Source organism: Parolsenella sp. LCP21S3_E11 (genome assembly GCF_052118165.1).
Taxonomy (GTDB): Bacteria; Actinomycetota; Coriobacteriia; order Coriobacteriales; family Atopobiaceae; genus Parolsenella.
Map to the genome: position 1 here is coordinate 678,294 of NZ_JBQKHS010000001.1, position 22,495 is coordinate 700,788.

General features: G+C 59.1%; 18 protein-coding genes. 16 read left to right on the forward strand and 2 right to left on the reverse strand.

Annotation, left to right across the window (positions count from 1 at the left end):
- The first annotated feature begins 29 nt into the window (after positions 1–29).
- Positions 30–947, forward strand: a complete 918-nt coding sequence (locus tag ACTQ1Z_RS02965) for a putative manganese transporter (RefSeq protein ID WP_441858591.1) — start codon at positions 30–32, stop codon at positions 945–947.
- Between the two features lie 47 nt (positions 948–994).
- Here the strand turns inward: ACTQ1Z_RS02965 and ACTQ1Z_RS02970 are convergent, their stop codons facing one another.
- Together ACTQ1Z_RS02970 and ACTQ1Z_RS02975 are read right to left on the reverse strand one after the other, a co-directional pair.
- Positions 995–1,777: an SDR family NAD(P)-dependent oxidoreductase gene (locus ACTQ1Z_RS02970; protein WP_441858593.1), complete on the reverse strand. Its 783-nt coding sequence runs from the start codon at positions 1,775–1,777 to the stop codon at positions 995–997.
- A gap of 93 nt (positions 1,778–1,870) precedes the next feature.
- On the reverse strand, positions 1,871–2,434 hold the full coding sequence (locus tag ACTQ1Z_RS02975; RefSeq protein ID WP_441858595.1) for a hypothetical protein: 564 nt from the start codon (positions 2,432–2,434) through the stop codon (positions 1,871–1,873).
- Positions 2,435–2,710: 276 nt separating this feature from the next.
- Here ACTQ1Z_RS02975 and rpsO point away from each other — a divergent pair, with 276 nt between their 5' ends.
- The 15 genes from rpsO (at position 2,711) to miaA (ending at position 22,476) form a co-directional block, all read left to right on the forward strand.
- Positions 2,711–2,986: a 30S ribosomal protein S15 gene (rpsO, locus tag ACTQ1Z_RS02980; protein WP_343005152.1), complete on the forward strand. Its 276-nt coding sequence runs from the start codon at positions 2,711–2,713 to the stop codon at positions 2,984–2,986.
- 177 nt (positions 2,987–3,163) lie between these two features.
- Entirely contained in the window at positions 3,164–5,386 is a 2,223-nt protein-coding gene (locus ACTQ1Z_RS02985) for a polyribonucleotide nucleotidyltransferase (protein ID WP_320678569.1), read from the forward strand.
- 203 nt (positions 5,387–5,589) lie between these two features.
- Positions 5,590–7,248 carry a ribonuclease J gene (locus tag ACTQ1Z_RS02990; protein ID WP_320678567.1) on the forward strand — a complete coding sequence of 553 codons (1,659 nt, stop codon included), beginning with the start codon at positions 5,590–5,592 and terminating at the stop codon, positions 7,246–7,248.
- An 87-nt stretch (positions 7,249–7,335) separates the two neighbouring features.
- On the forward strand, positions 7,336–9,948 hold the full coding sequence (locus ACTQ1Z_RS02995) for a DNA translocase FtsK (RefSeq protein WP_441858598.1): 2,613 nt from the start codon (positions 7,336–7,338) through the stop codon (positions 9,946–9,948).
- Between the two features lie 8 nt (positions 9,949–9,956).
- Positions 9,957–11,459, forward strand: coding sequence for a helix-turn-helix domain-containing protein (locus ACTQ1Z_RS03000; protein WP_441858600.1), 1,503 nt, complete (start codon positions 9,957–9,959; stop codon positions 11,457–11,459).
- A gap of 54 nt (positions 11,460–11,513) precedes the next feature.
- Positions 11,514–12,011, forward strand: a complete 498-nt coding sequence (locus ACTQ1Z_RS03005; protein ID WP_293814151.1) for a YajQ family cyclic di-GMP-binding protein — start codon at positions 11,514–11,516, stop codon at positions 12,009–12,011.
- 125 nt (positions 12,012–12,136) lie between these two features.
- Positions 12,137–13,519: a 30S ribosomal protein S12 methylthiotransferase RimO gene (rimO, locus tag ACTQ1Z_RS03010; RefSeq protein ID WP_441858602.1), complete on the forward strand. Its 1,383-nt coding sequence runs from the start codon at positions 12,137–12,139 to the stop codon at positions 13,517–13,519.
- Positions 13,520–14,644 (forward strand): CDP-diacylglycerol--glycerol-3-phosphate 3-phosphatidyltransferase, encoded by a 1,125-nt coding sequence (gene pgsA, locus ACTQ1Z_RS03015; protein WP_320678558.1) that lies wholly within the window; start codon positions 13,520–13,522, stop codon positions 14,642–14,644. It abuts the gene before it with no gap.
- A gap of 274 nt (positions 14,645–14,918) precedes the next feature.
- Complete coding sequence (recA, locus tag ACTQ1Z_RS03020; RefSeq protein WP_441858604.1) at positions 14,919–16,013, forward strand: recombinase RecA; 1,095 nt, start codon at positions 14,919–14,921, stop codon at positions 16,011–16,013.
- Positions 16,014–16,122: 109 nt separating this feature from the next.
- A complete protein-coding gene (locus ACTQ1Z_RS03025) occupies positions 16,123–16,719 on the forward strand; it encodes a regulatory protein RecX (protein WP_441858606.1) in 597 nt (198 codons plus the stop codon).
- Positions 16,720–17,058: 339 nt separating this feature from the next.
- A complete protein-coding gene (gene rny / locus ACTQ1Z_RS03030) occupies positions 17,059–18,621 on the forward strand; it encodes a ribonuclease Y (RefSeq protein WP_441858608.1) in 1,563 nt (520 codons plus the stop codon).
- 17 nt (positions 18,622–18,638) lie between these two features.
- Positions 18,639–19,754 carry an ATP-binding protein gene (locus tag ACTQ1Z_RS03035; protein ID WP_441858610.1) on the forward strand — a complete coding sequence of 372 codons (1,116 nt, stop codon included), beginning with the start codon at positions 18,639–18,641 and terminating at the stop codon, positions 19,752–19,754.
- A 96-nt stretch (positions 19,755–19,850) separates the two neighbouring features.
- Complete coding sequence (locus ACTQ1Z_RS03040; protein WP_293814157.1) at positions 19,851–20,168, forward strand: stage V sporulation protein S; 318 nt, start codon at positions 19,851–19,853, stop codon at positions 20,166–20,168.
- A 59-nt stretch (positions 20,169–20,227) separates the two neighbouring features.
- Entirely contained in the window at positions 20,228–21,535 is a 1,308-nt protein-coding gene (gene miaB, locus ACTQ1Z_RS03045; RefSeq protein ID WP_320679031.1) for a tRNA (N6-isopentenyl adenosine(37)-C2)-methylthiotransferase MiaB, read from the forward strand.
- Positions 21,532–22,476 carry a tRNA (adenosine(37)-N6)-dimethylallyltransferase MiaA gene (gene miaA, locus ACTQ1Z_RS03050; protein WP_320679022.1) on the forward strand — a complete coding sequence of 315 codons (945 nt, stop codon included), beginning with the start codon at positions 21,532–21,534 and terminating at the stop codon, positions 22,474–22,476. Before miaB ends, miaA begins: the two co-directional genes overlap by 4 nt.
- Positions 22,477–22,495: the final 19 nt, after the last annotated feature.

The window sequence follows — 22,495 nt, forward strand, 5'->3', positions numbered from 1 at the left end:
GAATCCTACTGGATTAGGGGCTTTAATTAATGGAGTTCGTGCTCGACGTTCTGCTTGATGCCGTGAAGGACACTCTCGTCCTCATTCCTTTTCTTTTCGTGACGTACGTCGTCATTAGCCTTCTCGAGCTGTTCGCTGGCGACAAGGCTGCCTCCGCGATTCAGCGTGCCGGTCATGCCGGGCCTGCCATAGGCGCTGTTCTCGGCGTCATTCCCCAGTGCGGATTCTCTGCCGTTGGCGCCATGCTCTACGCGGACCGTTTCGTCACGCTCGGCACGCTTGTTGCCGTCATCCTGTCGACGTCAGACGAGATGCTGCCGCTGCTCGTGGCCGAGCATGTTGACCCTGCTGTCCTCGGCCGTATCCTTCTTAGTAAGGCGGCGATCGGCCTTGTCGCTGGCTTTGCGGTTGATGGAGTCTTGCATCTCCTTGGCAGGGGAGAGCTTGCTGAGCCCGAATCGTTCGAGGCGGAGAATAGCGAAGGGGATGACTTCGATCCGTCGCAATACACCTGCGATTGCGGCTGCGGCGAACCCCTCACTCGCGGCCAGGCTGTCGTATGGGTGCTTATCAACTCCGCTTACCGTACGGCTCAGGTGGTCGCGTTCATCTTCGTCGTCACACTTGTTCTTGGTGGTCTTATTGAGTGGGTAGGGGAGGACGCTATCAGCGCGTTTCTCTCTAGCAACGCCGTGCTAGCGGTGTTCTGCTCCGCACTCGTTGGCATGGTGCCCAACTGCGCTGCGAGTGTCATCGTCACTCAGCTGTATCTCGACGGGGCTCTTGGGCTTGCGCCCATGATGGCGGGCACGCTCGTTGCTGGCGGTGCCGGCTACCTCGTGCTTTTCAGCACGAATGAGGATGCCCGACAGAACGCCGCGATCCTCGGTTTGCTCTACGCAATCGGCGTCGTGTCGGGCCTCGTTATTCTCGGCCTTGGTTTGTAGGGATGCTTGCGAATGGGTCGCGCGCGAATTGCCCTTTGGTTGAGCCTCTAACCACGCTTTCCGGTAAGGGCCGCTGCCGCTTTCCTGCTCACGATATACGGGGCAACACGGCCGAATCCGTAGCAGATCTTCGACAGGAGCCCGGGGGCGCAGGCGGCCCTTCCGCGCGCGAGCGAAACGAGGGCGATGCGGCACACCTCTTCGGGGGTGAGGAATAGCGCCTGGGCGCGAGTGGCCCCATTCTCCGCGACTTCCCAAAATCGGGTGTTGACCGGGCCGGGGCAAAGCGCCATGACCTGCACGCCCCTGGGGGAGAGCTCCTCATGAAGCGCCTCTGAGAGCGAGAGTACGAAGGCCTTCGAAGCGAAGTATGTGCTCATACCAGGTCCGGGCATGACGCCTGCAACGGAGGCGACGTTCATGATTTGGCCGTGACCGTGCGCTGCCATGCGCGAGCCAAATGCATGGCAAAGCTCGAGCGGAGCTATGACGTCGAGCTGAACGAGCTTGCGTTGGCGCTCAAGGTCACTCTCGACGAACTGGGCCGTATAGCCAAGCCCCGCATTGTTCACCAGCAGCTCGATCTCGATTCCAAGAGCGTCCACCTCGGCGACGAGTGTGGCCGGGCCATCGGGTGTTGCGAGGTCTGCGGTTACCGTGCGAACGATGGCTCCTTCGCGAGCCGTCTCGCCGGCGAGGGCCATGAGGGCGTCAGCGTTGCGACCATGGAGGACGAGAGACCAGCCTTTGGCTGCGAGCTGCCTTGCCATTTCGTGGCCGAGCCCGCCCGTTGCTCCCGTGATGAGCGCCCACTTGGCTGCTTCGCTCATGATGAATCACTCCCAATGAATAGATGCCCCAGCCTGTCTTTTCATTATGAGGGACAGATTGGGGCATCGACTAGTGCCGCTTAGGAAACGCGCCTAGCCGTGAGCAGGCGTCTTGGGAGTGGAAATCCTAGCCCTTAGAGGCGCTTTCACGACCGATACGCCGGCATAATTCCCACACCTGAGGGCAAGGACGATGTCATCCGTCGCCTCGGACAAAGGCCGCCGTGCGCTTCCCATGCGGGGCTTGGCCATGTGCGCCTCATACCACACGCGGCAAGGAACGGCGAGGCCGCCCATCCAAGAGAGGCCCTGCTTATTGCACGCGTCTTTAAGGGCGTCAAGGGCCTTGAGCGCGTTCTCGGCGTCTTCGGCGTCATTAGACGCCAGGGCATAGACAAGGCACGTGCTCTCGAGGTTGGCAAGCAAGTCTTCTGCCAATTGCGTGTCGCTGGCTGAGAATATGATGACCACGGCGTCGACCGCTGGTTCACCCTCGAGAGAGTGCAGGACTGTGGGAGGTCTTGTCCCGCCAATCTCCGAGTACGCGCCCAGGGCATCCTCGAAGTCATTTGCCATCAAAGAGGGGAGGGTGCGCGTTTCGCCAACGGTGACAAGCGCGATTCGCTTTGGCAAGCGTGAGCGAGCGACATCTACCATGGTTCTCTCCTCCTCGTCTTTGAAGTATTACAGTATAACTGCGCTTCTGAGCGGCACTTGGTGCGGCGCATCGCCGTTGGATCGCTCGTTCCGGCGGAAAGCCGAGACGGGGGTGGCCTGTTACCCTCTCTCTTAGCGGCTCTAACTTGTGTTCTTGTCGTGCTCACGCCGTATCTGTGCTAATCTTCTACAGGTTTGTAAGTACCCCTCACTTGGACGAACGCTCACACCGGCGTCGATCCCAGTTTAGGGCGAACGAGAGAGAAAGGTGTCATCATGACCATCTCCAAGGAGCGCAAGGCCGAGCTTATCAAGCAGTATGGCAAGAACGAGCAGGACTCCGGTTCCGCCGCCGTTCAGGCCGCCATCCTCACCGATCGCATCCGTGAGCTCACCGAGCACATGAAGTCCCACAAGAAGGACTTCCACACCCGTCGTGGCCTCCTCATGCTCGTCGGTAAGCGTCGTCGTCTCCTCTCCTACATCAAGAAGAACGACATTAACGAGTACCGTGAGCTCATCGCCAAGCTTGGCATCCGCGACAACATCTAATTAGCGGGACCTACGGGGCGCCTCAGGCGCCCCTTTTCATATCGTGTGCCCAAGGGTCTGGGCACGGCGGGCTTGCGCGACGTTGCCGCGCCAGACCAAGCGAGAATGGGATCCACTCGTTCTTGGAGTCCGCAGACGGCCCGTCTGCAACGTGGCAGGCGGAGATAAGGGAAAGAAATGGCAAAGGTTACACACGAGTTTGACCTCTACGGCAAGCACTACGTGCTTGAGACCGGCGAGCTTGCGAAGCAGGCCACGGGTGCCGTTCTCGTCAAGCAGGGTGACTCGACGGTGCTCGTCACCGCCGTCGTCTCCAAGGAGCGCAAGGATTACGACTTCTTCCCGCTCACGGTTGACTTCATCGAGAAGATGTACGCCGTGGGTCGCATCCCCGGCGGCTACCTCAAGCGCGAGGCCCGTCCGTCCGAGAAGGCCACCCTCACCGCTCGCATGATCGACCGTCCGCTGCGTCCGTCCTTCCCGGCCGGCTTCCGCAACGAGGTCCAGGTCGTCGCCACCTCTCTCGTGGCTGACCAGATCAACCCGGTCGACACCATGTGCGTCATGGCCGCTAGCTCCGCCTTCACTGTGGGTGGCGTGCCCTTCGAGGGCCCGCTGGCCTGCGTGCGCATCGGCCGTAACCCCGAGACGGGCGAGTTCATCGTGAACCCGACCTACGAGGAGCGCGACGCCTCCGACCTCGACCTCGAGCTCGCTGGTTCCACCACCTACATCTCCATGCTCGAGGCTTCCGCCGACGAGATCTCCGAGGACGATATGCTCGCCGCCATGGCCTTCGGCCAGGAGGCCATTGCCGCCTTCTGCGAGGAGCAGGAGAAGTTCTTCGCCAAGTACGAGGAGACCAACGGCCCGATCGTCAAGCGCGAGTACGTCTATGACGAGCCTGTCGCCTACGTCCACGACAAGGTCTTTGCCCACTATGACGAGATGAGCGCCGCCCTCAAGGACGCCGACAAGCTCTCCCGCATTGGTAAGGTCGAGCAGCTCAAGGCCGCCATCAAGGACGAGTTCACGCCCGAGGAGCAGGCCGAGTACAGCCGCGAGATCCCCGTCGAGCTCAAGAGCCTCGAGAAGCACGCCATGCGCATCATGGTCGTCGAGACCGGCGAGCGCGTCGACGGCCGTGCCGCAGACGAGATTCGTCCGCTCATGGTGAAGCCCGACTACCTGCCGCTGGTTCACGGCTCCGGCCTCTTCCAGCGCGGTCAGACCCAGGTCCTGTCCGTCTGCACCCTCGGCATGCTCAACGAGTGGCAGCGCCTTGACACCATCGAGCCGGTCGACGGCAAGCGTTACATCCACCACTACAACTTCCCGCCTTACTGCACTGGTGAGACCGGCCGCATGGGCAGCCCGAAGCGTCGCGAGATCGGCCACGGCAACCTCGCCGAGCGCGCGCTTCTCCCGGTGATCCCCTCCGAGGAGGAGTTCCCCTACACCATTCGCGTCGTCTCCGAGGTCATGGAGTCCAACGGCTCTTCCTCGATGGCGTCTACCTGCGGCTCCACGCTCGCCCTCATGGACGCCGGCGTGCCCCTGAAGCGCCCCGTCTCCGGCATCGCCATGGGCCTCATCCAGGAGGAGGGCAAGACCGTCGTCCTGTCTGACATCCAGGGCCTCGAGGACTTCCTCGGCGACATGGACTTCAAGGTGACCGGCACCGAGCGCGGTATCACCGCCATGCAGATGGACAACAAGGCCACCGGCCTCACGCCTGAGATCCTGACCCAGGCCCTGCACCAGGCTCACGAGGGCCGCGCCTTCATCCTGAAGGCCATGCTCGACGAGATCCCCGCTCCTCGCGAGACCCCGAAGGACACCGCTCCGCAGATCATCACCATCCAGATCCCGACCGACAAGATCCGTGACGTCATCGGCTCTGGTGGCAAGGTCATCCGCGGTATCCAGGACGACACGGGCGCCACGATCGACATCCAGGAGGACGGCAACGTCTTCATCGCTGGCACTGATGGTGCTGCCGAGGATGCCGCCGCCCGCATCAAGGCCATCGTCAAGGTCCCCGAGGTGGGCGAGGAGTACGTGGGCCGCGTCGTCGGCATCCAGCCCTTCGGCGCCTTCGTCGAGCTACTTCCCGGCAAGGACGGCTTGCTTCACATCTCTCGCGTTGCCCAGGGTCGCGTTGACAAGGTCGAGGACGTCCTCTCCGTCGGCGACGAGGTCAAGGTCCGCGTCCTCGAGGTCGACGAGAAGGGCAAGATCAGCCTTGATCGCATCGACAAGCCCGAGGCTCCCGCTGGCTCCAAGCCCGCTTCCCACCACGAGTGCAAGCGCGAGGAGAGAGGCGAGCGCAAGCCGCGCCGTCACCCCGGCGACAACGGTAACGCCGGTCGCGCACCGCGTCGTCACCACGAGGGCTAATCGTATGAATTGCGGACGTTAGACGGATTAATTCCTGGTTGACACCGCATGTGAAGGGAGGGTCCTCTTCTGGGACCCTCCCTTCGCTGTTATAATTACTTGGTTGCAGGAGGCGCGTTCGACGCCTTCTCCCCACACTCATGAAGACGCGGCTTCGCCGCTATACCTTTTCAGTCCATAGACCAAGGAGGAATTCCTCACATATGTCAAAGACCCCGACGCTCAAGATCATCCCGCTTGGCGGCCTTGATGGCATCGGAAAGAACATGACGGCGTTCGAGTGCGGCGATGACATGGTCCTCGTCGATGCTGGCCTTATGTTCCCCGATGATGATCAGCCTGGAATCGACCTCGTCCTTCCTGACTACACCTATGTCCTCGAGAACGAGGAGAAGCTCCGCGGCATCGTTATCACTCACGGCCACGAGGACCACACGGGTGCGCTCCCGTACCTCCTTATGGACCTCACGCGCAAGGTGCCCATCTTCTCGAGCAAGCTCACGCTTGGCATGATCGAGGGCAAGCTCGCCGAGCACAACATCAAGAGCCCGAAGTTCCGTGAGGTCACTGATGGCTCCAGCATCAGTCTCGGCTGCTTTACGCTCCAGTTCTTCGCGATGACGCACTCGATCCCCGGCGCGCTCGGTCTCTATATCAAGACGCCTGCCGGCACCGTCATGCACACGGGCGACTTCAAGCTTGACCAGACTCCCATCGATGGCGTCACGCCCAACTACAACGCCATCAACAAGTTTGCTAAGCAGGGCGTCGACCTGCTGCTTTCTGATTCCACGAACGCCAACATCCCTGGCTTCACCCCCAGCGAGGCCACGGTGGGCGCCGCGCTCAGGCACATTATCAAGAACGCCCCCGGTCGCGTTTTCGTCGCGAGCTTCTCCAGCCACATCCACCGTCTCCAGCAGGTCTGCGATGCCGCCACTGCGGTCGGCCGCAAGGTCGTCGTGACCGGTCGTTCCATGGTGACTAACACCAAGATCGCCCGCCAGCTCGGCTATCTCAAGATTGCGGACGAGGACATCCTGGATGCGTTCGAGCTCCGCGATATCCCCGATGACAAGATCGTCGTTCTCTGCACCGGTAGCCAGGGCGAGCCCCTCTCTGCGCTCGCCCGCATGGCGAATGGCGAGCACAAGAGCCTCTCCATCTGCGAAGGCGACACCGTCATCATCTCCGCCACGCCCGTTCCCGGTAACGAGAAGAGCGTTCAGGGCATTATCAACTCGCTGTCCAAGATCGGCTGCGAGGTGTTCGATAAGTCAAACGCCGTCGTGCACGTTTCTGGCCACGGTCGCCAGGAGGAGCTTAAGCTCATGCTCGCCATGGTGCATCCGCGCAACTTCATGCCGGTCCACGGCGAGGCCGTCCACCTTCGCGCTCACGCGAAGCTCGCGGAATCCGTAGGTGTTCCCCGCGAGAACATCTGGCTGCTCGACAACGGCGACTCTCTCCAGATGCGCGATGGCAAGGTCACGCTTGGCCCCAGCGTCGATTCCGGCATAATCTACGTTGACGGCCTTCGTATCGGTGATACTGACCCCGTCGTTCTTCGCGACCGTCAGAAGCTCGCCCAGGATGGAATTGTCACCTGCGTCGTCATGCTCAAGAGCCGCTCTCTCAAGGTCGCTGATGTCGATGTCTCCAGCCGCGGCGTCTCGTTCTCGAGCGATGACGAGCTCCTTGCCGGAATCGAGGACCTTGTTCGCTCCACGGTTGATAAGAACAACCAGGGCAGCCCTTCTGTCGACGTCCTTCGCAAGGCTGTCCGCAACTCGCTCACGAATTACCTCTGGTCCAAGACCCACACTCGCCCGATGATCATTCCGGTCGTCATGGAGGTCTAGCCCCGCATGCCCGCGAAACGCAGCTCAAACGCACAACAGAACAGAAGCTCGCAGAGGGGGCCCGCTTCGGCGGGCGCCTCTTCCGGTATGGCAAACGACCTCGTCGGCGTCATCATCATTGTCGTCGCGGTCGCGATGATCGCCGCGCTCGTCTCCACGAGCGATGCGATCCTCACTCGTGCCGTGGCGGAGGGTCTGCGCCTTGGCTTTGGCGAGGGTGCGCTTCTCGTGCCGATCGCGCTCATCCTCTTTGCCGTAACGATGTTCCTCCCTACGGATTCCTCAATCGTCGCGCGCGTGGCCGCTGGCCTCGCAATGGTCGTGCTCTCGGTTCTTTCGATGCTGTCCATCCTCTCTCCCGGTGCCGCCGCGAGCGCGGATGCGGTCCTTTCCGCTGACGTTGCCATTGCATATGGCGGCTATGTCGGGTCGGGTGTCGCTTGGGTCCTGCTTACGTTTATGGGGCAGGTCGTTGGCATGGTCCTCCTCGTGGGACTCGCCATCTGCGGCCTCGTGGTGTGCGGCTTCTCTATCTCGAAGCTCGCCCTTCGTATCCAGCGCTCCATGGGAATTGCTGCCGATAAGTTCGTCGCAGCTCGTGAGAGGGGAGCGACTCGTCGTCGCACCGAGCGCGCGAATCAGGCTCAGGCATCCTGGGTCGAGGACGAACCGTGGGAAGTCTCTCCTGAGCCTGAGGTGCCGCCTGCGGAAGAGCCTGCGACATCGTTCATCGGTTCTCGCAAGACGTCCGTCCTGCGTCGCGGCTCATCCTCCCCTGATCACGTCGATCACGCCACGGCAACGATGCCCCTGGGTGTCGCTTCCGAGCCTGAGCCCAAGACCTCGGTGCTACGTCGCAAGCGCCACCCCAAGCTAGATATCGAGGGCGAGCGTCCCGCTGGCGGCGTTATGCCCGTTGCCGGCGTTAAGGAGGAGCTTGCTCCCGCTGAGACCGCCGCTGCTTCCGGTGACGTCGTGTCGTCCTCTGCCGATCCGACCATCTGGGACGCTCCCTTTGACGAGGATGAGGCCAAGTCTCCTGCGAATGCGGCCTCCGCGACCGCTGTCCCGTCGTTTCTCATTGATACGGCCGCCAAGGCCGGCGCCGACGTGGACGCGTACAGGAAGACCAAGGAGGCCGCTTCTCTTTCAAAGCCAAAGTCCGGCAGGGGGTCTCGCAAGCATGTCGCCGCGGCTCCCGATTCCCCGTCGCGCCCGGGTGACGCGTCGGACGATTTCACGTTGCCACCGCTTTCGCTCCTTTCGAGTAACCCGAATTCTGCCAGCTCCGCAAGCACGGATGCCGAGCTCGAGCGTACGGCGAGGCGCCTGCAATCGACGCTCGAGGAGTTCGGCCTTACGAGCCGCGTCTCTGGTTGGACGGCAGGCCCTCTTGTCACGACCTTCAAGATCGAGATGGGCGAGGGCGAGCGCGTCAACAAGATCACGAATCTGCAGGATGATATCCAGCTCTCGCTTGCGTCAGAGTCCGTCCGTATCTTTGCGCCTATCCCGGGTACGTCGCTTGTGGGCATCGAGATTCCCAACAAGAAGCGTCAGAACGTCTGCCTTGGTGACGTTCTCCCGTATGCGCAGGGTGGGCCCCTCGAGTTTGCGATCGGAAGAGACTCAGAGGGCGCGCCGGTCGTCGCGGACCTTGCGCGCATGCCGCATATGCTTGTCGCTGGTACCACGGGCTCTGGTAAGTCGGTGCTGATCAACGCGATCATCATGTCGCTTATCATGCGCACCACGCCCGAGCAGGTGCGTCTGATTCTCGTCGACCCCAAGCGCGTCGAGTTCTCCTGCTATGCGGGTCTTCCGCACCTGTATGTGCCTGTCGTGACCGAGCCCAGGCAGGCTGCGAGCGCTCTGCAGTGGGCCGTCACCGAGATGGATCGTCGCCTCAAGGTCTTCGAGAGGGCCGGCGCGCGCGACGTGAAGGTCTACAACAAGATGGTCGAGGACGGCAAGTTCGCCGACATGGAGAATCCGCCCAAGCCGATGCCGTACCTCGTCATCGTTATCGACGAGTTGAGTGATCTCATGATGGTTGCCGGCAAGGACGTCGAGGCCTCGATCGTCCGTATCGCGCAGCTGGCTCGCGCGGCGGGCATTCACCTTGTGCTGGCCACGCAGCGTCCCTCGGCAGACGTCGTCACGGGCCTTATCAAGTCGAACGTTGACACGCGCGTTGCCCTTAAGGTCTCGTCTTCCATTGACTCTCGCGTCATTCTCGATCAGACCGGTGCGGAGAGGCTTATGGGTAGGGGAGACATGCTCTTCCGCAAGAGTGGGGGCGTCCTTCGTCGTGTCCTTGGCGCCTACGCCAGTGACGATGAGATTGAAAACGTTGTCTCCTTCATTCGCGACCAGCGTGAGCCTGAGTATCATGCCGAGATTCTATCTGCGGTTGCGCCTGCTGCAGCGGGTGGAGCCGCTACCGCGGAAGGCATGGAGGACGACGATCCCCTCGTGTGGGAAGCCGCCCAAGTTGTTGTGGACTCTCAGCTAGGTTCCACAAGTGGCCTTCAGAGACGGCTTAAGGTGGGGTACGCTAGGGCCGGAAGAATTATGGATAACCTCGAGCAGAAGGGCATCGTTGGTCCCCCGGATGGTTCAAAGCCCCGAGAGGTCCTCCTTGATGCCGATGGACTCGAAGAACTTAGGGCTGCCGAGGCGGCCTATAGGGAGGTGTAGATAGGCCAGTGGCTCGTTATCGTTATGCCGAGATTCTTTACAATCGTCGCAGGCAGCTGCGCCTCTCGATCCCGCAAGCGGCCAAGGTGCTTCGCATGCGCGAAAGCGTGCTTGAGGCGTTCGAGGCCGGCGACTTCGATCATCTTCCCGCTCTAGGCTATGCCCAGGGCATGGTTTCTAGCTATGCGAGATACCTTGGCCTTGACTCTCGCGAGATCAGTGAGCTCTATGAGCGCGAACACGCCGAGTATGTCGCCGGCGTTACCGGTCGAGCCCCTTCTGGTCTTGCAAGCCTTTCAGACGAGCCCTCTTATAAGGGCGCGGCTTCGGCCACGAACATCATCAAGCCCGTCTCGATGACTCCGCCGTCGCTTCCGTCTGCTCAAGATGATTCTGCCGGTATGCCGCGTGCTCGCTATGACTATCGTTCCGAGTATTCCTCTCGTGGTAATTCGTACGTTTCTCGTACTCAGCCCGGGACTTCTCGATACGGGCAATCCGTATACGCTGGATATCGTGGTTCGCAGGAACAGGACCGTCGCTATACGCGGCGCGATCCCAACGAGCCTGATCGCGATCGTCGAGCTCGTGAGGCCGGCTATGCAAGGCGCTCCCGTGGAGACGGGGAGTCCTACGGCTCATCGTATGGGTCTTCTAGATACACCGGTCGGGGTGGGAGCTCTCGTGGTCGCGCGCTTCCCGGTGGAGACGTGACCACTCGTCGCGTGAATGCTGGCCAGTATCGCGATGACCTTCGCTTTGACTCTGAGGCGCGTCCATATCGTCCTTCTTCCACGCGTGCGGGCCGTGAGGGCTCTCGCAATGTGCCCACGCCCGAGCGCCCCAATGTTAAGAGGCGCCCTCAGCCCAATCGCTCTCGCGATCTCCGCTCGCGCAACAATCAGCCGCAGGCTAGCGGCTTCGCCGGCTTCATCCAGGCCTTCACCTCGGATCCGAGGCGTGTTGTCGCGCTCATCGCGATTGCCCTGGCTGTTGTTCTGATCATTATCATCTCTTCTTCGGTTCGCTCGTGTGCCTCCTCGAAGAACGATAACGGCAAGGTCGATGTGGTAACTGCCGTCACCTCTGACGCCGCTCAGGCTGCGACTACCGCTTCGACGCTTGAGCAACAAGTTCTCTCTGACGCTGCGGAGAGGAAGGCTGCGTCGAGCGCGGCCGCCGCCTCTCAGGAGACCAAGGTCGCGGTTTCAGTGGATGAAGGTGCGACGACATGGGTTGAAATCACCTGTGACGGCGAGCAGAAGGTGGCAGAGTCCATCACGGGGGCTTGGTCTGAGGAGTATACGGTCACGAAGAACATCGAGATTCGCGTGAGCGACCCGAGCGTCGTCACCGTGACGAAGAATGGCGAGCGCCAGATCTTTGGCAGCAAGAGTGCGGGCGTGTCCTCCGTCACGATTCAGGGCACGGATCCTTCCGCGGCTACGACGGCGTCAACTACGGCTTCTGCTGGTTCTTCTGACGATGACTCGGATTCTTCCGAGGATTAGCGTCTATTCAATTTCGTATTCACTACCTGGGCTGTCGCCCCGAAGGGATGCCATATGGCAAAGGATTCAAGTTTCGACGTTGTCTCCACCGTTGACATGCAGGAGGTCGACAACGCCTATCAGCAGACCGCTCGCGAGCTAACGCAGCGTTATGACCTGAAGGGTTCCGGTGCTTCCATCGAGCTTTCGAAGGCCGATGCCATCGTGACCGTCAACGCCCCGGCCGATTTTGTCGCAAAGCAGGTTATCGACGTTTTCAACGGGCGCCTCGTTAAGCGTCAGGTCGATCTCAAGAGCTTGAGCTGGGATAAGCCCCAGGCCGCCTCGGGCGGTAGCGTTCGCGTCGTTGGCCATATCGTCCAGGGTATTGACAAGGAGTGCGCGAAGAAGATTTCGAAGGATATTCGCGATCTTAAGCTCAAGGTGAAGGCTACTGTCGAGGACGATAAGCTTCGTGTGACGAGTGCTTCCAGAGACGCGCTCCAGGAGGTAATCGCCTTCCTTCGCGACCAGGACTACGGCATTCCCCTTCAGTTCAACAACTATCGCTAGAATGAGCGCGCGTCCCGGACATTTATCCGGGGCGTTCTATCAGTTGGACGTAGAGACGAGAAACGACTGCTGACTCCTTTTATGCGGCGTAGGCCGTCGGGAGTCTTTTGCAAGAAAGGCATCGTATGACGATGAGCAATGTCAATGAGGCTGACGCCCCCCTGATTCTTTTCGTAACGCTCGGGTGTGCGAAGAACGAGGTCGACACTGACCGTATGCGCAGCCTCCTGCTGCGAGCCGGTTATGGAGAGGCCTATGACGTGGCCGATGCGGATGCGGTCATCGTTAACACCTGCTCCTTCCTCGCAAGTGCTGCCTCTGAGAGCATCGAGCGTACGCTTGAGCTTGCCGAGGCTGCCCGCGAGGGCGTTCGCGAGCGTCCCATCGTCATGTGCGGGTGCGTCCCCTCAAGATACGGAGACGATCTTCCTGCCGAGCTCCCCGAGGTCGCGGCTTTCGTTCGAGCGGATGCCGAGGACGGGATCGTGGGGGTCATTGATGGTGTCCTGGGCAGAGAATCCCTCGTCCCGGCTGCCGAGGGCTCCGCTGCCGGCCCGCTTGACGAGCCGCTCCGTACCGTTGAGGGCGCAAGCGCGTACATCAAGATCTCTGATGGATGCGACCGTTTCTGCTCCTTCTGCGCGATTCCCTATATTCGCGGACGCTATGCCTCGAGGCCTTATAGCGAGATCGTCGCTGAGGTCAAGGCTCTTGCGGAGCAGGGTGTTAGGGAATTCGTTCTCATTGGCCAGGATACGGGCATTTGGGGCAAGGACCTCGGCGAGGACGACACCCTTGCGAGCCTCCTTGTGCGCCTTGCAGAGGTCGTAAGGCCGTACGGCGCATGGTTGCGCGTCCTGTATCTCCAGCCTGAGGGAATGACCGACGAGCTTATTGCTGCGATTCGGGATACGCCCGAGGTTCTCCCGTATATTGACATGCCCATCCAACACTGCAACGCTCGCGTGCTCAAGAGCATGAACCGTTCCGGCAGCGCCGAGGAGTACTCCGAGCTGTTCGCACGTCTTCGCCGCGAGATTCCCGGTATGGTTCTGCGCACGACCGGTATAGCTGGATTCCCCGGAGAGACCGACGACGAGTTTGAGGAGCTTGTCGAGTTCATCTCCAAGGAGGAGTTCGATTACACCAGCGTCTTTGCCTATTCGCCCGAAGAGGGCACGCGCGGCGCCGAGATGGACGGTCAGGTTGACGAGGAGACGAAGCTCGAGCGTACACAGCGCCTGATTGACATCGCGGAAGAGCTTGGTTTCTCCGCGACGGCGAGCCACGTCGGCGAGGTTGTCGACGTTATCATCGACGGCGTCGACACGGACGGAGACGAGCCCGAGCTCATTGGTCACGCTTGGTTCCAGGCTCCCGATTGCGACGGCGCGGTTCACATTCCGGAAGGGGAGGCTTCCGTCGGAGACGTTGTTCGTGTGCTGCTGACCGAGGCTTTCTGTTACGAACTTGAGGGCGAGATCGTGCCTTCTGACGAGGAGGCCTAAATGGCTGACGTCAAGAAAGGCCATTCCATCTGGACTCCCGCTAACATCGTCACCTGCATTCGAGTCGTCTTCGTTCCCGTTTGGCTTCTCATGGCCGAACTTCTTGGCGGTAAGGTGCCCACCGAGGGTATTTCCTGGGGCATGTTTGCGGTATTTGTCGCGTTCTGCCTCCTTTCCCTTACCGACAAGCTCGACGGATACCTCGCGAGGAGTCGCAACGAGGTGACCACCTTCGGTAAGTTCCTCGATCCGATTGCCGATAAGCTCGTCGTCATCGTTTCTCTCTGCTACCTGCTTGAACGCGGTGAGCCTGTTACGTGGCCGCTGCTCGTAATCGTGTCGCGAGAGTTCCTCGTTAGCGGCCTTCGCATGGTCGTTGCTTCCAAGGGAGTTGTTATCGCCGCAAGCGACCTTGGCAAGTGGAAGACCGCCACCACCATGGGAGCCATTTGCACCAATCTTCTGGCGCTTGCGCTGCCTGCGGACACGATTCTGCATACCGTGCTTATCTATCTTGCCTATGCAGCCCTGTTTGTCGCCGTGCTTCTCACGATCTGGAGTGGCGTGGACTATTTCATGAAGGCGTGGGGTTCTCTTGTCGATGAGGAGCCTGCTGATGAGGTGGGCGCTGAATCTTCACCTCTGACCTGGGATGACGTCACCAAGAAGGCTGAGGGCGTTCTTGAGGCCGCTCGTGCAAAGGGCCTCACTATTGGCACTGCCGAGAGTTGCACTGGAGGTCTTGTCGAGGGTGCCCTCACAGCTATCCCTGGTTCGTCTGATGTCGTCATGGGTGCCGTGGGAAGCTATGCTTGCTCAGTCAAGGAGGCACTGCTCGGCGTTTCGCATGAGACCCTCGAACGCGTGGGTGCGGTTTCTTCTGAGTGCGCGTCTGAGATGGCTGCTGGAGCGCGACGCGCGCTTGATTGCGATGTGGCGGTTAGCGTGACCGGCATTGCTGGCCCGGGAGGCGCTGTTCCCGGTAAGCCCGTGGGCCTAGTTTGGTTTGGCCTCTCGTTCGGTGACAAGGTGCGTGCGGTTAGCGAGGTCTTCGAGGGGGATCGAGACCAGGTTAGGCTTCAGTCCGTCATGCGTGCGCTCGAGCTCGTCTCTGAGGCTCTATAGTTCGCTTTGAAGGCCGTGTCTCCTAATCACACTCTGGTCAACCTTAATTCTGTGGTTTGTAAGGTTTGCCATTTGGGCTCAATAAGGCGCCGTTCGTAGATTCGCGGGCGGCGTCTTTCTGTCTTCATGATGACTCTGAGCTTGGGTGTCATGTTTCTGTCTGAGGGTTGCAAGGTAATGTCTGGTTTCCCCGTTATACGCTTTCCCCGTTCTGTTGACCACGAACGAACGTTCGCGTACTATATGGAGGACGACAATGGAAGGGAACGAGGAAATGGCAAAGTCCAGCGGTACGTCTCGCGAGATTCATGCGCCCACCACGGGCAAGGCTCGCGAGGAGATGATCGAATCCACAACTGCGGAGATCGAGAAGAAGTTTGGCAAGGGCGCAATCATGAAGTTCGGTGATGGCGGCCCAGACCTCCACGTTGATGCCATTCCCACTGGCTCCATTGCCCTTGACGCCGCGCTTGGCATCGGCGGCGTTCCGCGTGGTCGCATCATTGAGATTTATGGTCCTGAGTCCTCTGGTAAGACCACCCTTTCCCTTGAGATCCTTGCGGAGGCTCAAGCCATGGGCGGCGTCGTTGCCTTTATCGACGCGGAGCATGCTCTTGATCCTGGCTATGCCGCCCGCATTGGCGTTGATATCGACGAGGTCCTGATCTCCCAACCGGATACCGGTGAGCAGGCGCTTGAGATTTGCGACATGCTTGTCAGGTCTGGTGCGATTGATGTCGTAGTCGTCGACTCCGTCGCCGCCCTTGTTCCCAGGGCTGAGATTGAGGGCGAGATTGGCGATACCACGGTTGGCCTTCAGGCTCGTCTTATGAGCCAAGCGCTTCGTAAGCTTGCCGGTTCTCTCTCCAAGTCGAACACGACCTGCATTTTCATCAACCAGCTTCGTGAGAAGATTGGCGTCATGTTCGGTAACCCCGAGACAACGCCGGGTGGCCGCGCTCTCAAGTTCTTCTCTTCCGTCCGTATGGATATCCGTCGTGTTGACTCCATCAAGCAGGGCGGCGATATCATCGGCAACCGCGTTCGCGTTAAGGTCGTCAAGAACAAGGTCGCATCTCCGTTTAAGGTTGCTGAGTTTGACATCATGTATGGCACGGGCATCTCGAAGGAAGGCTCGATTCTTGACCTTGGCGTCGAGAAGAACGTCATTAATAAGTCTGGCGCCTGGTATACCTACGAGGGCGAGCGCCTTGGACAGGGTCGAGAGGCCGCCAAGGAGATGCTCCGTAGCCACCCGGATCTGCGCGAAGAGATCGAGAATCGCGTGAGGGTTGCCGTGGGCCTTATTGACGCCCCAGAGGAGGATTCTCCTGAGGCCACCTCGCCTGAGGCTGACAGTGCCGAGTAGTCGCGCTCGTAAGGCCATCAAGCCGGGGGAGCCGCATGAGCATCATGCGTCCTCCGGCTTTTGTTGGTCTGCGACCTATCCAGACAGAGCAGCTGCCCTGGGCCAGCGTATGCCCATGGTGATAGTCGCCTCAGAGGGTTTCGATGACCTATATATTCCTGTGCCCGTGGCCAGGAAGCTTGAATCAGCGGATTCCCAAGAGCCGCAGAGCCTTGCTGAGCTCATGTATATGATTCGCGAGCTTGGGGATACCTGTGCCTGGGAGCGCTTGGTCGACATGGTTTCTCGCAGGGAATATTCGTCCAAGGAGGCCGAGGACAAGCTCGTTAGAGATGGCTTTACGCGTGACTGCGCGCGTCGTGTTATCGAAAAGGCAATCACTCTCAGGATTATCAATGACGAGAGGTTTGCAGGCTCCTTTATTCGCATGAAGCTATCTGCTGGCTGGGGGCCAGTTCGTATCGAGCGCGAGCTTGCGCATCGTGGCGTAACGTTGTCTGACGTCGCTGGCTGGCCTGAGGAGTTTCTTGATGACGAGAGCCCTGAGGACCGCGCTCTCGAACTCCTCGAGCGAAAGCGTATCCCTGAGAAGAATCCATACCAGAAGCTCGTGAGGTTCCTCTGCTCTAAGGGGTATCCAATTTCCGTTTGCACGTCTGTCGTTTCAGATTATTTGTCCAGAGCTCGAGAAGATGGCGCGTTTTAATTCCACTTAAGACAGATCGCGCCATTCATGGCATTTGCGACGAGCTGCGGGTGTCATGCACAGCATTTGCGGCGAGCTGCGGCCATCCGCTTTCGCACTTGTTCGCACTTGATGGGGGACGTTACATAACGTTGACTGATTATTCGGTTAACCATAAAATAGAACAACCATTTGGGTTTATCCCGTCCGCCGGCATAATCGCGGCAGACGTACTCTTTGTTCATGTACCTGCGATGTTCGCATAAGCATAGACGCCGGGATTCGCTCGGATGGTGGGCTCTGTCTCATTGTGGGACGGTTTCCTGAACACCCTCGCCAAACGTTTTCCTAGGAGTCACTATGGGCATCGAGATTGTCGTTATCGCAGCGCTTGTTGCGCTCGCAATTGGTTTTGCAATTTCGCACTTCGTCGTCAACGGCCAGAATTCCGCTCGAGTACAGGATGCGAATCGTCAGGTTTCCGAGGCCGAGGAGAAGGCTAAGCAGATTACCCACGATGCAGAGCGTCAGGCTGAGACCACGAAGAAGGAGGCTGTTCTCGCCGCTAAGGAGGACATCCTCAAGCAGCGCCAGGCCGCCGAGGCTGAGGAGAAGCAGCGCAAGAGCGAGCTTCGTACCATGGAGAGCCGCATCATGCAGCGCGAAGAGTCTCTTGACCGCCGCAATGACGCTCTTGACCGTCGTGAGCACCAGCTCTCTAGCCAGGCCGGCCAGCTTGACCGCCGCCAGTCTGACCTTGACGAGCTCATGAAGCAGCAGACCACCGAGCTCGAGCGTATTGCCGCCCTTTCCACTGACGAGGCACACAAGGAGCTTCTCGATCGCGTCCGCAAGGATACTGTCCGCGAGGAGGCGCAGATTCTTCGCGAGAGTGAGCAGCGTGCCCGCGCCCAGGCGGACAAGACCGCTCGCGAGATCGTCACCACTGCCATTCAGCGTTGTGCTGCCGATCAGGCCGGTGAGGTCACGGTAACCACGGTTCACATTCCTTCCGATGACCTCAAGGGCCGCATCATCGGTCGCGAGGGTCGAAACATTCGCACTTTCGAGCAGGTCTCCGGTGTTTCTCTCGTGATTGACGATACGCCTGAGACGGTGCTTCTCTCCAGCTTTGAGCCCGTTCGCCGCGAGACGGCTCGCGTTGCTCTCGAGAACCTTATCGCAGATGGCCGCATCCACCCCGCCCGCATCGAGGAGATGTATAAGAAGGCGGAGACTCTCGTGCAGCAGAGGGTTCAGGAGGCTGGTGAGCAGGCAGCTTTCGACGCTGGGATCCATGATCTTCACCCTGAGATCGTAAAGACCCTCGGTGCTCTCCGCTATCGCACTTCCTTTGGACAGAATGTCCTCTCGCACTCCAAGCAGGTCTCTGAGCTTTGCGGCATCATGGCTTCTGAGCTCGGTCTCGACCCGACGCTTCCCAAGCGCGCCGGACTTCTCCACGACATCGGCAAGGCGATCGACCATGAGGTTGAGGGACCTCACGCCGTTATCGGCGCGGATCTTGCCCGCCGTTATGGCGAGCGCCCTGAGGTCGTACACGCTATCGAGGCTCACCACGCAGACGTTGAGCCCAACACCATCCTTGATCAGCTCGTGATGGCCGCTGACGCAGTTTCCGCCGCTCGTCCCGGTGCTCGCCGCGAGAGCGCTGAGACCTACATCAAGCGTCTCCAGAAGCTCGAGGAGATTTCGAACGCCCATGAGGGCGTTGAGCGTACCTATGCCATGCAGGCCGGTCGTGAGCTTCATGTCATGGTACAGCCCGAGAAGATCTCTGACGCTGAGGCCACGGTGCTTGCCCATGACATCGCCAAGCAGATCGAGGACGAGATGGAGTATCCCGGTCAGGTCCGCGTCGTTGTCATTCGCGAATCTCGCGCTGTCGACGTTGCCAAGTAGACGTCATTTACCATCGAATGGCTGAAGATAGAACAGATTTCGTGAGCGGGGGGGCCTCGAAGGGGACTCCCTCGCTCGCTGATTTCGTTGCAAGCGTTTCGGGGGATTCTGCCATTAGGGTTGAAGAGTCCCTGGGCAACGGCTTCGTCAGGCTTCGTGTCGGCGAGGCGGAGCGAAGGCAGGCGAAGCATGACATTCGCTGTGCCGAGGACGTTGTCATTGAGATGCTTCGCAACTCTCGTGACGCCGGTGCCCACACCATATTCGTAGCTACAAATCGCGAAGGTGACGAGCGTAGCATCGTCATGATTGACGATGGCTCTGGTCTTCCTGATTCCATGCGCAAGAAGATTTTCGATGCGCGCGTTACATCCAAGCTCGATTCTGTGCATATGGACAGATGGGGCGTGCACGGAAGAGGCATGGCCCTGTTCTCCATTCGTGAGAATTCTAAGAGCTCCGATGTCATGGCTTCTGGCGTGGGGCTCGGTTCTTCCATTCGTGTTGTCTCGGACACGACGGCTTTAACCGAGCGCAAGGATCAAAGTACGTGGCCGACTATTGGACGCGGAGACGAAGGCGAACCTCGACTTCGTGGTCCCAAAAACATAATTCGAACGAGCTGCGAATTTGCGTTGGAAGAGCGTGGCGTGTGCGAAGTGTATCTCGGATCTGCGGCAGAGGTACTTGCCACTATGCGCGCGCTTACCAATGAATCGCCGGATCGCTCTCGCCTCCTATTCGTAGATGATATCGATGAGGTTAGAGTGATTGATCGTCCTGCTGTTGCTGGGGATGCCCATGAGCTCGCTTCTATCGCCGAATCACTTGGGCTCTACATTTCGGAGCGGACTGCCCACCGCATACTAGCCGGTCAAATTAAGCCTCTCAGATCGGTCGCAAATAGGCTTACTCATCAGGGTGGCACCCCTGGTCCAAAGGAAATCGATCTTACGCGCGATCGTAGGGGCCTTCGTATTTCTAAAGACGACACCGAGGAATTCGCGCGTATTATGGAGCGTGACTTCTCGTTATTGTCTGAGCGCTATTACCTCGCCCTTGCTGGTGATCCGAGGATTAGCGTCTCGCATGATAAGGTAGTCGTAACGTTTGACCTTGAAAAAGAAGACTGACGCGGCAAATCCTGCGCGTTTCATCGCAGTTCCATCACTAACTATCACAGCACAACAGCACTCGAATTATTCCAGTACACGACAGGAGCTTTACCCATGGACTACCTAAAGGTCTCGAGCAAATCGTCTCCCGCCTCTGTTGCGGGTGCCATTGCAGGTATGGTGAAGGATGGCGTGCCGGTCAATATCCAGTCTGTGGGTGCCGGCGCTGTTAACCAGGCTATCAAGGCCGTCGCAATTGCGCGTGGATTCTTGATTCCTACCGGCTATGACATCTCCTGCGCCCCGACTTTCTCCGATATTGACATTGACGGCCAGAGTCGCACGGCAATTCGTATTGCAATTTATGTTCATAGGCTTACTCCTGCGGATGCCACTTGCATCGAGCAGGGCGCTGGATCGGTGGTTGCGTAGTGGAAGCTTCTCGTTCTCTTGCTGGTCTTACGTATCACGTTAAGACCTTCGGATGTCAGATGAACCTTCATGACTCTGAGCGCGTTTCTGGCGTGCTTGGGTCGTGCGGCTGTATCGAAGTTGCCTCGCCCGATGAGGCGGATATCGTCGTCTTTATGACTTGTTGTGTTCGCGAGAAGGCGGATACCCATCTGTACGGCCAGGTTTCTGCCATGGTGAGCGCTCCGGTGCCGCCGAGTGGGCGTAGGCTTGTCGCCATTGGCGGCTGTATCGCCCAGAGAGATGGCGAGAATATTCGTAAGCACATGAAGAACGTCGACGTGGTCTTTGGCACTCGGGCCATCTCCAGTCTTCCCGAGCTGCTCGTTGGTGCGCTTGAGAGTAATGGCAAGTCTGTTCAGGCGGACGTGAGCGAGGATGACCCTGGCTTTTCCAGCGACCTCCCGAGCAGGCGTGAGACTCCTTGGCATGCTTGGGTTCCCATTATGACGGGCTGCAACAACTTCTGCAGTTACTGCATCGTGCCGTATGTCCGTGGCAGGGAAAGGGATCGCGTTTTCGAGGATATTGTCGACGAAGTAAGTCGCCTTCGTGAAGATGGTGTTCGCGAAGTCTGTCTTCTTGGCCAGAACGTCAACTCTTTCGGTCGCCAGCGCTATGGCTCACCCCGTTTTGCCGAGCTTCTCCGTGCGGTGGGGGAGACCGGCATCGAACGCATTCGATTCACGAGTTCTCACCCTAAGGATCTTTCGCCCGAGACAATTCTTGCGATGGCCGAGACTCCTGCTGTCATGCCGCAGCTCCATCTTGCGGTTCAGAGTGGCTCCACGCGCGTTCTTAAGGCCATGAACCGTCACTATTCGCGTGAGGAGTACCTTGCCCTCACTGACCAGATTAAGACCGCAATGCCAGGAATCGCGCTCTCGACGGACATCATCGTTGGTTTTCCCGGTGAGACCGAGGAAGACTTTGAGCAGACCCTCTCTCTCGTGAAAGAGGTCGGCTTTGAGTCTGCGTTCACCTTCATCTACTCGAAGCGCCCCGGTACCCCAGCTGCGGAAATAGATGACCCGACTCCCCGCGAGGTTATCCAGGAGCGATTCGATCGCTTGGCTGAGCTTGTAGCCCAGCAGGCATTCGATGCCAATCAGGTCGAGTTTGGTCGCACTGTCGAGGCGCTTGTGGAGGGTGTCTCGAAGCGCGATGGCGATGTTCTTGTTGGCCATAGCCCGAAGAACAAGACCGTTCACTTCCGTGCTCCGGAAGGCTTCGAACCCGATTCCCTCATCGGTAAGCTTGTTGATGTGAAGGTCGAGGAAGCACGCACTTGGTATCTACGCGGACCAATGGTAGGGGAGCCCAGGTGAGTGAGGGGCTGAGAGGTCCCGTTGTCTGCATTGTTGGGCCTACTGCCTCCGGTAAGAGCTCACTTTCTGAACTCGTCGCGCTTGAGCTTGGGAGTGACGTCATCTCGGTTGATTCCATGCAAGTTTATCGCGGCATGGATATCGGTACTGCTAAGACGCCACTTCAAGAGAGGCGTGTTCCGCTGCAGATGGTCGATGTCGTAGGTATCGACGAGGACTATTCCGTTGCGAGGTTCCAGGAGGATTGCAGAAAGCTCATAGATGAGCGTCTGGCCACCGGAGTTACCCCAGTTCTTTGTGGTGGCACGGGTCTCTATCTTGACGCCGTCATTGACGAGATGGAATTCCCGACCGGGGAAACCCACGGCGTCACTCGTGGCCGCTATGAGCAAATGCTAGAGGACAAGGGTGCACAGGCGATTTGGGACCTCCTCTACGAGCGTGACCCTCTCGGAGCGGAGGCGATTCACCCTAATAACTCCAAGCGAGTGGTCCGCGCTCTTGAAATGCTTGACCAGGGAGTCAAGTATTCCGCACAGCTTGAGAATCTCCGTGTCCGAAAGCCCCACTATGACGCTAGGATATGGGCCCTCACCATGGATAGGGACAGGCTTTACGCTCGCATCAACCAGCGCGTTAACATGATGGTCGAGCAAGGCCTCGTATCTGAGGTTGAAGGGCTTGTCTCCAGAGGTTATGGAGTTGACCTAACGGCCCGTCAGGCTATTGGCTATAAAGAGATCCTGGAATATCTTGATGGCGAGATTAGTCTGGATGAGGCTGTCGAATTGATTAAGCGGCGAACGCGCCGTTATGCAAAGCGGCAGCTTTCGTGGCTCCGTAGAGATGGGCGTGCGAATTGGATCGACCTCGATGCCGTTTCCCCTGCTGAAGCGACGGCACTTATCGTGTCCAATCTCCGCTCTCGTTATCGAAGCTAGCAGGTCTTTCGTTTCTTAG

What these genes read in the sequence shown, in the direction of transcription:
- ACTQ1Z_RS02965 (WP_441858591.1), top strand. Translation starts at nt 30, where the DNA reads ATGGAGTTCGTGCTCGACGTTCTGCTTGATGCCGTGAAGGACACTCTC.
- ACTQ1Z_RS02970 (WP_441858593.1), bottom strand. Translation starts at nt 1,777, where the DNA reads ATGAGCGAAGCAGCCAAGTGGGCGCTCATCACGGGAGCAACGGGCGGG.
- ACTQ1Z_RS02975 (WP_441858595.1), bottom strand. Translation starts at nt 2,434, where the DNA reads ATGGTAGATGTCGCTCGCTCACGCTTGCCAAAGCGAATCGCGCTTGTC.
- rpsO (WP_343005152.1), top strand. Translation starts at nt 2,711, where the DNA reads ATGACCATCTCCAAGGAGCGCAAGGCCGAGCTTATCAAGCAGTATGGC.
- ACTQ1Z_RS02985 (WP_320678569.1), top strand. Translation starts at nt 3,164, where the DNA reads ATGGCAAAGGTTACACACGAGTTTGACCTCTACGGCAAGCACTACGTG.
- ACTQ1Z_RS02990 (WP_320678567.1), top strand. Translation starts at nt 5,590, where the DNA reads ATGTCAAAGACCCCGACGCTCAAGATCATCCCGCTTGGCGGCCTTGAT.
- ACTQ1Z_RS02995 (WP_441858598.1), top strand. Translation starts at nt 7,336, where the DNA reads ATGGCAAACGACCTCGTCGGCGTCATCATCATTGTCGTCGCGGTCGCG.
- ACTQ1Z_RS03005 (WP_293814151.1), top strand. Translation starts at nt 11,514, where the DNA reads ATGGCAAAGGATTCAAGTTTCGACGTTGTCTCCACCGTTGACATGCAG.
- rimO (WP_441858602.1), top strand. Translation starts at nt 12,137, where the DNA reads ATGACGATGAGCAATGTCAATGAGGCTGACGCCCCCCTGATTCTTTTC.
- pgsA (WP_320678558.1), top strand. Translation starts at nt 13,520, where the DNA reads ATGGCTGACGTCAAGAAAGGCCATTCCATCTGGACTCCCGCTAACATC.
- recA (WP_441858604.1), top strand. Translation starts at nt 14,919, where the DNA reads ATGGCAAAGTCCAGCGGTACGTCTCGCGAGATTCATGCGCCCACCACG.
- ACTQ1Z_RS03025 (WP_441858606.1), top strand. Translation starts at nt 16,123, where the DNA reads ATGCCCATGGTGATAGTCGCCTCAGAGGGTTTCGATGACCTATATATT.
- rny (WP_441858608.1), top strand. Translation starts at nt 17,059, where the DNA reads ATGGGCATCGAGATTGTCGTTATCGCAGCGCTTGTTGCGCTCGCAATT.
- ACTQ1Z_RS03035 (WP_441858610.1), top strand. Translation starts at nt 18,639, where the DNA reads ATGGCTGAAGATAGAACAGATTTCGTGAGCGGGGGGGCCTCGAAGGGG.
- ACTQ1Z_RS03040 (WP_293814157.1), top strand. Translation starts at nt 19,851, where the DNA reads ATGGACTACCTAAAGGTCTCGAGCAAATCGTCTCCCGCCTCTGTTGCG.
- miaB (WP_320679031.1), top strand. Translation starts at nt 20,228, where the DNA reads ATGAACCTTCATGACTCTGAGCGCGTTTCTGGCGTGCTTGGGTCGTGC.